The following is a 12,589-nucleotide window of genomic DNA, read 5'->3' on the forward strand; positions in this document are numbered from 1 at the left end:
TCTCTACTATTAAAAGAATCTTGGAGTCAGCATTCTATTGTATTTCTTAAACAACTCAAAGCGTAACATCACCTCATAACTCCCATCATTAAACTGCGATTGCCCCAACTCGGTGGTCTCTCTATCATAAGCAAAACCAATCATCATCGAATCCGAAATCTGGAAAGCAACCTGACCCGTCACTGCAGCACTCCAGCGATAAGCAACTCCCAAAGTTAAACGCTCATATAACAAAAAGTTCGCTGAAACATCAACCTGTAACGGTGCTCCAAAAACTAATTTACTCAATAATGCTGGTTTAAATTTGAGGTCATCCGTAATATTGAAAACATGGCCCGCTATCAAATAGTAATTGATACGCTCCTCGGCCAAAAAACTAACCGCTTCACTAGAGCTACTTGTAGTACTCTCATCAAAATGATCTGTCTCTAACAAATTAGGAGCACTAAGTCCCAGATAAAACTTATCGGTGTGATAATACACCCCAATTCCTACCTGAGGACTAAATTTATTATCAATATTATTCTCAAACAAAGCATCGTTTTGATTGAACTGAGTCAATTCCTGAAAATCAACATTCAACAAATGAGCACCTCCTTTCAATCCAAAACTCAACTTTCCATACTCAGAAGTAGGAATCGTATATGAAAAATCAACTCCTATAAAGGTCTCATCAGTAGGACCTATCTCGTCGTTGACAATCGAGAGTCCCAATCCCAAACGTTCTGAATCACCAATAGGAGTATTCAAGGTTAGAGTCTGAGTACGGGGAGCTCCATCCAATCCAACCCATTGGCTGCGGTGAAGACCCATAATACTCAAAACGCCTCGACTACCAGCATAAGCCGGATTTACACTAATCGTATTGTACATATACTGCGTATACTGTGCATCCTGCTGCCCTTGAACTTGTTCAATAAAAATTGTCAAAAGGAGTACAGCTAAAGTTAGTATTTTTTTCATACACATATTCTATTTTTCGATTATAGGGCTGTGATTTTATTGCTTATCTATTAATATATAAATATCCTGCTCTGCTTTTTTGTTCTCCAGTTTCCAGAACATATTCTAACACATAAAAATAGGTTCCAACTGGTAATTGATCGTTTTCTTTAACCGTTATTCCTGAAGAAGCCATACCTCTAAAGAAATTATCATTTCTACCGTAGTTATCCGATTCAAACACTTTTCCTCCCCAACGATTAAAGATTTCTACTCTGTTTTGCAAACCTTGAATTCCTTGGATAATAAATACGTCATTAAGTCCGTCTCCATTGGGCGACATTCCTGTAAATACCGTGATACCATCTTCACCTTCAGGAACCGTATTATCATTTGGTTGTAAATAATCCGGAGTACCATTTCCATCAGTATCTACAGCATCTTCAGGGTCTCCATCTCCATTCAGATCTGGATCTTCATCCTTGGTTAACAAACCATCTCCATCGTCATCATTATCCAGATAATCAGGAGTATTATCACAATTGTTATCGATCTCACAATCGGTATCCATGAGCTCTCCCGTATTCGGATTTCCATCCCCATCTGCATTTACTCCTTCAAACTGTGTAAATACCCCATCTCCATCATCATCTACATCTATAAAATCGGGAACGCCATCTCTGTCTGTATCTTCATTTAGCGGATTATTATCATTATCGTAATCTTCAAAAACAGTATAGATTCCATCCCCATCATCATCGATATCCAAATAATCGTAAATACCATCCAAATCTGTATCCTGAGTTTCTCCGGTATCTGGATTACCATCTCCATCTGGATTAGGATTCTCATTGATAGTAGCTACGTTATCTCCATCATCATCGATATCTTGGAAATCATCAGTGGTATCATTATCTGTATCTTGAAGTGTATAATTTACCAATCCCGAATCCGGATCATCCTGCACCACATCTGGAACACCATCGTTTCCAAATGGTCCTTCTAATCTTCCGTCTCCATCCATATCAATTTGTCCATGACCAGCTTCAGCTACATCATTTACACCATCCCCATCAGCATCGATATCCACTCGGTCTACCAAACCATCATTATCAGTATCCAAAGCGGGATCTCCATTTTGTTCTTCAATATCCGTAATTCCATCATTATCGTCATCCATATCTACCGCATCAGGCACGTCATCTCCATCACTATCAATAATGATACGAAGTACGTTTGTGATTTCTGTACAAACCACTCCATTAAGTGTACTGGTATCTATTCTTCTAAACCATGAATCTACTGTTAATACGGGACTGTCGTATATAGCATTTGTTGCACCAGGGATATCAGTAAAAGGACCAGTAGCACTAACGGTACTTACTTGCCATTGATAAGTTAACACACCATCCGCAATCGTAGGGGTTGTCTCGGTAAATGCCTCAGGATCACCTCCTGCAATAACGCTTTGATCCGCTGCTATTACACCTGCAACGATGGTATTAATTTGAACTTCGATCACATTGGTTTCCATACTACATGCTACGGTGTTAAATGTGGATGTATCTACTCTTTGAAACCAGGTATCTTCAGTCAAGGCCGGGCTATCATAAGTAGCTCCCGTAGCTCCAGCAATATCTGTAAAAGGCCCGGTTGGTCCTGCTGTACTGCTTTGCCATTGATACGTAATACTCCCATCTGCTACAGCACCACTAGTCTCCGTAAATGCAGCCGGATCTCCACCTACACAAAAGGTTTGATCAGCAGCTATTGTGCCAGCTATAATGTTATTGATCGTAACAGCAACTACATTGGTTTCTGTTACACAAGGTATTCCATTTAAAGTATTAGTATCTACTCGTCTAAACCAAGTGTCTTGTGTCAATGCAGGACTATCGTAAGTATTGCTTGTCGCTCCTGCTATGTCTGTAAAACCGGTAGTAGCATTGGTTGTACTGCTCTGCCACTGAAAGGTTAAGGTTCCATCGACTACAGAAGCTGCAGTTTCGGTAAAAGCAACTGGATCATCCCCTTCGCACAGTGTTTGATCTCCTGCGATCGTCCCTATCGTAAAATTATTTACCGTAACGGCAATTACATTGGTAATGGCCGTACAACTAACTGTATTTAGAAGTGAGGTATCCACTCTTCGGAACCAGGTATCTTGAGTCAACACTGGGCTATCATACACTGGATTGATTGCTCCGGCAATATTGGCAAATGGCCCTGTAGCACCTGTGGTACTGCTTTGCCACTGGTAGCTAATACCACCATCAGCTATAGTACCTGTAGTTTCTGTAAATGCCACCGGATCATCTCCTTCACAAAGGGTCTGATCGGCTGCAATAACACCAGCTGTAATATTATTCACAGTAACTGCTATTACATTGGTTTCTACAGCACAAGAAACACCATTTAAGGTATTTGTATCTATTCGTTTGAACCAGGTATCCTGAGTTAAGACAGGACTATCGAATGTGTTACCATTTGCTCCTGCGATATTTGTAAAACCAGTGGTAGCATTTGTAGTACTACTCTGCCATTGGTAACTTATTGCTCCAAAATCAATGCTCGCTGCTGTAGTTTCAGTAAAAGCCACAGGATCATCTCCTTCGCAAATGGTCTGATCTGTCGCAATTACTCCAGCGTTAATCTGACAATTATCTCTAAAAGAAAGATCACTTGTTAATACGACAGGAGTTGGTGCTGCATCATTATCAAAATCTCCGTATACGGTTTGTAAATCTGCAATTGTTCCTGTGGTTACAGCATCATTTACATCCCAAACGACACTATTATCTACCGTGTCGAAAAGATCATCAATCCCATCACCATCGGCATCGGCAAAGACAACAATACTATTGTCTGTATCTCCATTTTCAACAATATCCAGAACGGTATCATTATCACTATCGGTATCCAAATAATCTGGTGTGATATCTGCTGGATCATCAGAGTTTACCGGAGTAAGTCCAGGCCCCACTACATATGCATTGTTGATACCGTTATTGGTAACAAATTCTGCAGGTGTAGTTGCTGTAGGTGCCATATAGCCTCCGGTACTTTGTGCTTCTACGTTATCTGGAATTCCATCGTTATCAGAATCCAAATCAAAATGATTCGGTACATTGTCTCCATCTGCATCAAAAGCGGGTTCTACAATTCCGTTGGCATTTCCAATTCCTGCTCCAGTGGCTACAGAGTCGTCATCATCCAGATATACAGGAACGCCATCACCATCAGCATCGGTTAACGGATCTATAGATAAGCTATTTTCGGTTACATCCAGAATCCCATCGTTATCATCATCTCTATCCACACTATCTCCTACTCCATCGCCATCTACATCATTCAAAAACAGATCACAAGCATCCACTATTCCATCGCTATCACTATCGGGACCATCTTCTCTAAAATCTAAAGTTGTATTCGTATCACTATCTGCAGGCGCTGCATATGGTAGTGCTGCAGTAACAACTCCGCTGGCATTGACTATGGTGGTTGCACTAGCGGGATCTACTCCAAATACTCCGGTATCTCCCCCATCTGCTGTAGCACTATCATAAGCTTCATTGGCATCGCTACATCCATCATTATCACTATCCAAATTCACAAAGTCATCACTACCATCGGCTAGCGTATCTATAGGATTGTTGATCCCTGTACCAAAATTAGCATCAGAAGGTATTCCGTTGGTGGCTGTATTATTTGCATTATCGTCATTGTCATCATGAGTTCCATTGTTATCGGCATCTACTCCGCCTGCTTCTACTACATCATATATCCCATCATTATCACTATCCAGATCCAAACGGTTCACAATATTATCTCCATCAAAATCACATTCTGCCGAAAAAGTTATTAAACTGATATCTGCTGTATTTGGATTGATAGGATTATCTACAAAAGACCATTCAATTTGTGTCATCCCAGTGGGACTTGTAGCGGTAATTCTGAGACTTCCACTACCTCCAAATTCTGGTGGTACAGGGTTGTTCGTGTTATCTAGTGTTCTTGTTCCCGCCACATAGGTCATTAATCCATTTGAAGATACCAATTCTTCGGTATGTTGGGTTCCTGTGAATTGATAATTGGATCGTTCTACACTTCGAAATTGAAATATGATTTCGAAAATCGGCCGATCAAAGGTCAATACAAAATCTACATCGTTGCCTGCTGTATTTTGATTATCAGCCCGAATGGATATACTTTCTACAGTAGTATTGGGCATAGGTGTATGCTCTACACCATTAAACACTCCAATGGGTGGAGATCCAATGGCCAAGTCAATAAGATCTCCTCCATCTTCGGTAACAGTTAAGGTTGCCGAAGTATTTAGCGATGGTAAATCTATACCTGTAATGGTTTCTACAGGACCAGTAGTCCCAGAGATTACCGAACTATCGTAAGTAGCGTATTGAGCTGGACACTCGGCAGTATCCAAAATCCCGTCGTTATCATCATCTCGGTCTACAGTATCCAATACCGTATCCCCATCGGTATCGGTTGTCTGACCATAACTCATTGTAACCCCCCAAAGTATTGCGACTACCAATACTAGTCGATTTTTAGTCATGTAAATTTCCCCCATAAATTTAAATTCCTTTTGACAATGTGCTCTATTTAATTATTGTTTCCCTATTCAATTGAACTACTTTATCACTTCAACAATCTTTGAACTTGGTAAAGCAGTCTTTTATCTTTTTTGAGTAATGACCAAGAATAACAACAAATACAGTTGTACTGATACGTCCTTACTATGTATGATATTTAATACTTACTCATTTTAATCACAGCTATTCCAGGAATAACTGGAAAAATCTGCTACATATACAATATATCTTTGGGGAGCAATACATTGTACTCAAACTTCTTTACCTAAAAAATTTTATCGGAAACTTACATGAAACATAGAAAAGGACTACAACGACATAAACTGGGTATGCACTATCTGTAATGAGTGGGGGAGAAAATCAAGTTGTAGTTGCAAGCGTATTTTTTTCTATAAGCGTTTAATTGAGTTTGATAAAATGTGTGTTTTAGGTTTTAATTATGGAGGTAAAAGTATAGATAATTACGAAATTCGCAAAAAAAGTTCTACTTAAAATACGGTTTTAACGTAGTTACCCTGACAAAACCAGTTTTTTCTTACATAACGAAGTACGAAATAAGCTATAAAATTAGGTTGAAATCCACTAAGAAATTATTGGTGATCCTAATAACTAAGCCAATTCCCTTCGAAGTATAACCATTGAAAAACAACACATCTTAACAAACAAAAAAGGCTATCAATAAATGATAGCCTTTTCCTATATTTTGAGAGATCAGATTTATATAAATCCTCTTTTTCTTGCTTCTTCCAACAACTTTTGATCATCGGCCTTGGCAATAGAAAACATCTCTTTGATTTGATTCTTTCTTTTCTCTATAGCACTTAAAGATAAGCTTACATAATTAGGTAAGTTTTTGGTTTTTACCCCACGTGATAAGTGATACAATATTTTTAAGTTCTTTTCATCTAAAGAGAACTTGTTGGTCATCATTTTTCTGAAATGATCATTCACTGTAGCGCTATAATACGCTTTTCCCTTTACAATATTATTAAAGGCTAACAATAGCTCGCTAGAAGTAAGATCACTCTTAATTAAGAATCCAGCTGGATTAATATTCTTTAGGATATTGTGAATTCTATGATCCTCTCGATGCATTGTTAATATGATAATCTTGGCTTTTGGCAATAACTCCTTGGCATGCTTAGCTAGATCTTCTCCAGAAGTGATACGTCCATCTTCTGAGGGGGGTAATTTAATATCTACAAAAAGCATATCATAAGGAGTACCTTCTGCGGCCTTTACAATTCTATCGTATGCATCATCACAGTTGGATGCAATATCGATTTTGATTTGATACTCTTTTTGATTTTCTCCTAACAAGGTATTCTTATACCCTTCGATGATCATAGGGTGATCATCAATCATAAGAACTTTTAGCTTTTTTTTCATTTCAAAAATTTATGTTTATTAGTCTTCAAAACGAAGGTTATCCTAATTTAACTACAAAAGAAATTAAATAGTATAACGGTTCATAAAGAATTGTTGTTCGACATTTTTAAACTGGAACACTAACTGACACTGTTGTTCCTGCATTGGTATTGCTTAAAAACTGAACTACTCCACTCATTTGACTGACCCTTGAGGTGATATTCTTTAGACCAATTCCTTTTTTGACCTTGGCACTCTTGAATCCTATTCCATCATCCAAGATAGTAAGATTTATTTTATCTTCTATATAATCGAAATTAATTTTTATACTTTCTGCTTGTGCATGTTTAAAAATATTCTGCAAAGATTCCTGTAAAATCCTGAATAAGTTGACCTTTTTCTGATCATCGATATGTTCCCAATCGATATTTTCGTCATTATTAAATTCGAAATTAATTTTGTTCACATCACACAGATCACTAATCAAACTTTCCACGGCATCGATATAGGCCACATCAGATGGTAAAGATTCTGTACCTAAATCATGAGAGATCAAACGAATCTCCTTTTCTATGGATTTGAGCTCTTCTATATATTTGTTTCTAGCTTCGGTAAAGCCATCGTTGGCCCGCTGGTTGATACCATCCAGACTAAGACGTACCCCAAACAATCGACCCAATACTCCATCATGTAATTCTTCAGACATACGTTGTTGCTCCAGTTGCCGCCCTTCTTCTAGTTTGATTTGTTGATTGAGCAGTAATCGATAGATCTCCTGATTAGCTTCTTGCTGGGTTTGTGCAAACAATAGCTCTTTATTACTTTGCTGCTGTCTAAATATGATATATCCTAATAAGAACAGAGCCGTTAATCCTAAAATGGCGATGATAAGGATTTCATTTTCTCTACTGATTTTTAGGTTTTTTTCTTCTATTTGATCTGTTTCGAATTGGATTCTAGCAAATTTATCCCTACTTAATCTTTCTTGGTTTTGTAAACTATCATTCAATTTAATGTAAGTATTAGCATACCCCAAAGCTTCGGTATCCATTGATACGGTACTTAATAACAGTAAGGATTTTAATACATCTTTTTTTGAATTAATAGAATTAGCAATTTCTTTTGCATCTAAAGCATATTTCCTAGCTATGGTATCTTTATTTTGCAGGCTATAATACTCAGCTAAATGCAGGTTGTTTGTCAACAACCCTTGTTTATCATTTAAACTATCTCTAATAGACATAGCTTTTTCAAATGAACCTAAGACATTCTCCTTTTCACCAGCCAGTAATCTAGCATAAGCAATATTATCTAAAAGTAAAGCATAAAACTTTTTATTCTTATCTAAAATTTCCGTGTAGCTCAGAGCTTCTTCGTAATTTTCAATAGCCTGATCATAATCCTTTTGATTCTTAAAAACTACTCCAATATTATTCAACGCCTGAATTTCCCTATATTTTCCATTTTCCATTTTTTTTGCATACTCTAAAGCATTCTGGTAATATTTAATTGCATCAGGATATCTACCAAGATCTTTCGAAATTATTCCTAAATAATTATATGCAAAATATATGTAAGCATTGTTTTTTGCCTCTTCAAATTTCCTTAAAGCTTTAATCATGCTCGATTCGCTTCCCACATAATCTTTAAAACTTCTCTGGATAATTGCCATATTAAACAAAGGAAGACCGTGATCTTCAGGGAACTTTCTACTAAAATTAGAATAAATATTATCAGCATTAACATAATTGTAAAAAGCGCTATCTTTGGCACTTTTTACATCGTAGTAAGAACCCAGATTACTATAACTTTTAGCAATCCCAAAAGAATCATTAATCTTTTTGGATAGTGCTAGTATATCTAGATTCGCCTTTTTATATTGCTCATACTCCCTGAGTCCATAAAATATAAATCCAATTTCAGATTGTTTTTCTCTTTTTTGAATATTGTCAGGCAACTTGGATGACCAGAAAAAAGCATTCTTAGCTGCAGAGATCCTCTCTTCTTTAGAATTAGATTCTTCTTTAGCCTCAATAATATAATTAGAAATCATTTCAGTCATCTTATTCGTTTCATCTTGGGAAATAATTTTTTCATTATTTTTCACACAAGATCCAGATAACAATATCGATATTAAAATCAAGAAATATTTCTGAAGACAATTTCTCATTAAACAAAGGAATTCAATTTACAATATAAAATTAAACAAAAAACTAAAAGATCTAATCAACTGATTAGATCTTTTAGTTTTTTGTTTAAAAATCATTCAAACAATAATATAGTAAATTACTTCTTTTACTTGGTTGGAGGTAACGGATTATCATTAGCATCTTCATTACTGTAGGTTTCCTCATTGAACTCAATACCTACTTCATCATTTATGGATTCTGCTTCACAAGAAAGGAACATTGTACTTAAAAATAATATCGCGAATAAAGCTTTTATAGTTTTCATAATTGTAGTCTTTTATATTTTTAGGAGAATTTTATTTTATTGATTAAGCCGTTGGGTCTAATGGTTGATCATTCGCATCTTCCGATCCAAATACTTCTAGATTATCAATTCCAACTTCCTCATTTACAGAATCAGCCTCACATGCGATAAAAAATGTACTTAAAAATAATATTGCGAATAAAGTCTTTATAGTTTTCATAGTTGTTGTCTTTTTATAGTTTAATACTTGTATTTTAAAACGAAAGTTGTTTAAGCTTTCGGGGGTGATTTTAAAAAAATCATTTTTATTCTGGGGCTCACTGTGCACGTGATAAATAATTTATGATTAATAGTAATTAAAATTGTAACTACTTGATAACCTTGATTGTACACTACAAATGTAGGCCAAAATCCCGCGCGCGCCCAGAATAAATAGGTACGTTTAGTGGATGGACGGAAGTTAGAAGTGGATGGACCGATTATACGGGTAGATGAACAGATTTTGAAAAATTAGAAAATATATACGTATTTTCCTACAATTGTTAAAAGATTTTAGCAAAAGTGGTTTTAACAAAAAAAACCGATAGAAGTAGTTATCTATCGGTTAATGTTATAATAAAGCTATGTTAATATCAAACTTGTACCAAGCTATTCTTTGCCAAATTATCCTTGATCCCTTCTACCGTATTTTTGTAGGATTTTGAAAATGGAATCATATCATTTGTATTCTTTATCGCACATTTTGCTTTCCCGAAATGGATACGAGAAACATAACGTGTATTAATGATATAACTGTTGTGAATTCTTACAAAATGATCAGGTAATAATTCCTGAAAATGTTTCAATGTTTTAAATGCTTCTACCTTACTCCCATTACTCATAATAAAGTCCGTTGTATTGTTATCTGCCTTCAAATACAACACCTCTTCTACGTCTACAAAACGATAATCCCCATACGATTTGAAACATAAAGTAGTATCTGTGCGATGATCGAAATCTTTTTCGAAACGCATCAAGGTTTTGGTAATCTGGCTTTTGCTTAATGGTTTTAAGATATAATCCAATATACGATTACGTATTCCCTCGATCGCATAGTCAGACGTTTTGGTTACCACGATAAACTCCGGCATACTAGACATATACTTAGACAATTCTGTGGTTAAAGCATATTTTGTCTTCTCGCAATTATCTCCAGGAACCTCTGGCTCCAGAAAGACTAAGCGAGGTCTTCTTTCCAAAATTAAGTCTAGTGCTTCTTGCTCATTTTTTGCAATTCCGGTGCAAATATAATCCGGTTTTTCTTCTAGGGCGATCTGGATAGTGTCCACGACGTTTTGATCATTATCAATGATTACATAGGGATATTTCATAGGGTATGAGATTAGTAAATTGGCGTTGGTAAATAAGCACTGCATTATTCTACTTACAAGATAGGATTTTTCGAATTTTTTATGATACGGTTTTACCGTAATATTAATACGGAAACCATTTGAAATCAATTAGTTACAAATTGTATTTTGTCGGGTTATATTAGCTTTTTATCGATGAAAAATAACCGGTATTCAAACGGAAAAAACAGGGTTTAAGTATGTTATTTTCAAAAAAGACGCAAAAATAAGGGTTGAGGCAGCAAAAATCATAGACGAAGGGTATGATTTTATAGTTTTTTAACACAAGTATTGCCCTTTTCAACGTTTTTCTGATACCAAATGCAGCTAGTTTTTTACAATTTTAAGTCCCCAAATAGCTCATTAAATTGTCTTAAAAAATGATCTTGGTTTTCCGGGGTTTCTAAAACATTTTAAATAGCTTTATCCTATCTATACAGATACCTATTATATATGAAGAAAAAAATAGTAGTACTTACAGGAGCAGGAATTAGTGCCGAAAGCGGTATTAGCACCTTTAGAGATGCCAATGGTCTTTGGGAAGGACACGACATTATGGAAGTCGCCTCCCCTATCGGCTGGCGCAATAATCCCGAATTGGTACTTGACTTTTATAACAAAAGACGGCAGCAATTGCTTACCGTAGCGCCCAATGCAGGCCATAAAGCCTTGGTGACTCTAGAAGAAACCCATGATGTTACCATCATTACCCAAAATGTTGACAATCTTCATGAGCAAGCTGGGAGTTCACAAGTCGTTCATTTGCATGGGGAATTATTAAAAGTAAGAAGTCAGTTTGATGAAAACCTTGTACTAGATTGGAAAGAAGACCTTAACCTAGGTGATCTATGCGAACATCAATCCCAACTGAGGCCTCACATCGTGTGGTTTGGCGAAGATGTGCCGATGATGGATAAAGCCATCACCATTACCGAAAGAGCCGATGTATTGCTTATTATTGGGACCTCGATGCAGGTTTATCCTGCTGCTGGCCTATTGCAATATGCTCCCTATCAAACTCCTGTATATTTTATCGATCCTAACCCGGCGGTATCTCCATCAGAGAAACTGACGGTAATTGCAGAAAAAGCTTCTACTGGAGTACCCAAAGTAATTGAACAACTTTTAAAAGATTAATCAAAAGAGTTGTTCTTATAAAAATAATGTCACTCGAAGCCTGCATTATTGCAGGCTAAGAATGACAGGCGCTTTCAAAATAAGCAAATTGTTGTATCTGTTTATTTAGTGGTTAGGGTGTTGGATGTTTCTACTTGTAATGAATCTATTTCTTTAACATTTGTAGTATCTTCTTCTGGAATTATGGGCTTTTCTCTACGTTGTTTCGCCCAACTGATTAACCGTTCGGCGTCAGTATTGGACAATTCACCATGAATCCAGGTATATGGCTTTAACGGCATTTCTTTTTTCTCAATCTCTTCGATGAACTCCTCGAGTTTATGATCTTTTTGATTCTCGGTATAGGATTCCCATTCAGAAACATTGAAATGTTCTTTTCCTTCTTCAATTTGATATGCCATCCAATGAGAAACTGGACTTACCTCCATATACCATGGATAACGTGTCACATTGCTATGGCAATCATAACATTGACTTTCTAAAATCGTTTGAACTTCTGGAGTGACCGCTACCTGTTCTTCAAAAGCCGTAATACTATCATAACTCGATTCATTTTTATCGGGTCTCAAAAACTGCGAAATCACAAGGGCTAGCAGTAGTAAGATAAAAAAGTTCTTGAGCATGATTGCTATATTTGATGGTCTTCGGTTACAGCAACAATAACGCTTTTAACAAGTAATTATTATTAGAATGTATGTTTTTTGAAAG

General features: G+C 36.3%; 9 protein-coding genes. 1 reads left to right on the top strand and 8 read right to left on the bottom strand.

Going from position 1 to position 12,589, the window contains the following annotated elements; translation table 11 throughout:
* Positions 1-9: 9 nt before the first annotated feature.
* The 7 genes from AC0L3Q_RS15035 to AC0L3Q_RS15065 all read right to left on the bottom strand — a co-directional run bounded on the left by AC0L3Q_RS15035 (position 10) and on the right by AC0L3Q_RS15065 (position 10,726).
* Positions 10-963, bottom strand: a complete 954-nt coding sequence (locus AC0L3Q_RS15035; protein WP_473280570.1) for a PorP/SprF family type IX secretion system membrane protein — start codon at positions 961-963, stop codon at positions 10-12.
* A gap of 43 nt (positions 964-1,006) precedes the next feature.
* Positions 1,007-5,533 (bottom strand): T9SS type B sorting domain-containing protein, encoded by a 4,527-nt coding sequence (locus AC0L3Q_RS15040; protein WP_473280572.1) that lies wholly within the window; start codon positions 5,531-5,533, stop codon positions 1,007-1,009.
* A gap of 739 nt (positions 5,534-6,272) precedes the next feature.
* Complete coding sequence (locus AC0L3Q_RS15045) at positions 6,273-6,944, bottom strand: response regulator (RefSeq protein ID WP_473280574.1); 672 nt, start codon at positions 6,942-6,944, stop codon at positions 6,273-6,275.
* Between the two features lie 106 nt (positions 6,945-7,050).
* Entirely contained in the window at positions 7,051-8,985 is a 1,935-nt protein-coding gene (locus AC0L3Q_RS15050) for an ATP-binding protein (protein WP_473280577.1), read from the bottom strand.
* Between the two features lie 233 nt (positions 8,986-9,218).
* The gene (locus AC0L3Q_RS15055; protein ID WP_473280579.1) at positions 9,219-9,377 is read right to left on the bottom strand and encodes a hypothetical protein; all 159 of its coding nucleotides are present in this window, start codon (positions 9,375-9,377) and stop codon (positions 9,219-9,221) included.
* A 43-nt stretch (positions 9,378-9,420) separates the two neighbouring features.
* Complete coding sequence (locus tag AC0L3Q_RS15060) at positions 9,421-9,576, bottom strand: hypothetical protein (protein ID WP_473280581.1); 156 nt, start codon at positions 9,574-9,576, stop codon at positions 9,421-9,423.
* Positions 9,577-9,988: 412 nt separating this feature from the next.
* Complete coding sequence (locus AC0L3Q_RS15065) at positions 9,989-10,726, bottom strand: LytR/AlgR family response regulator transcription factor (protein WP_473280584.1); 738 nt, start codon at positions 10,724-10,726, stop codon at positions 9,989-9,991.
* A 471-nt stretch (positions 10,727-11,197) separates the two neighbouring features.
* Here AC0L3Q_RS15065 and AC0L3Q_RS15070 point away from each other — a divergent pair, with 471 nt between their 5' ends.
* Entirely contained in the window at positions 11,198-11,881 is a 684-nt protein-coding gene (locus tag AC0L3Q_RS15070) for an SIR2 family NAD-dependent protein deacylase (protein WP_473280587.1), read from the top strand.
* A 101-nt stretch (positions 11,882-11,982) separates the two neighbouring features.
* Here AC0L3Q_RS15070 and AC0L3Q_RS15075 read toward each other — a convergent pair whose 3' ends face one another.
* Positions 11,983-12,504 carry a heme-binding domain-containing protein gene (locus AC0L3Q_RS15075; RefSeq protein ID WP_473280589.1) on the bottom strand — a complete coding sequence of 174 codons (522 nt, stop codon included), beginning with the start codon at positions 12,502-12,504 and terminating at the stop codon, positions 11,983-11,985.
* Between the last annotated feature and the right edge of the window lie 85 nt (positions 12,505-12,589).

It is taken from the genome of Aquimarina sp. KJ22-3, from assembly GCF_055808215.1.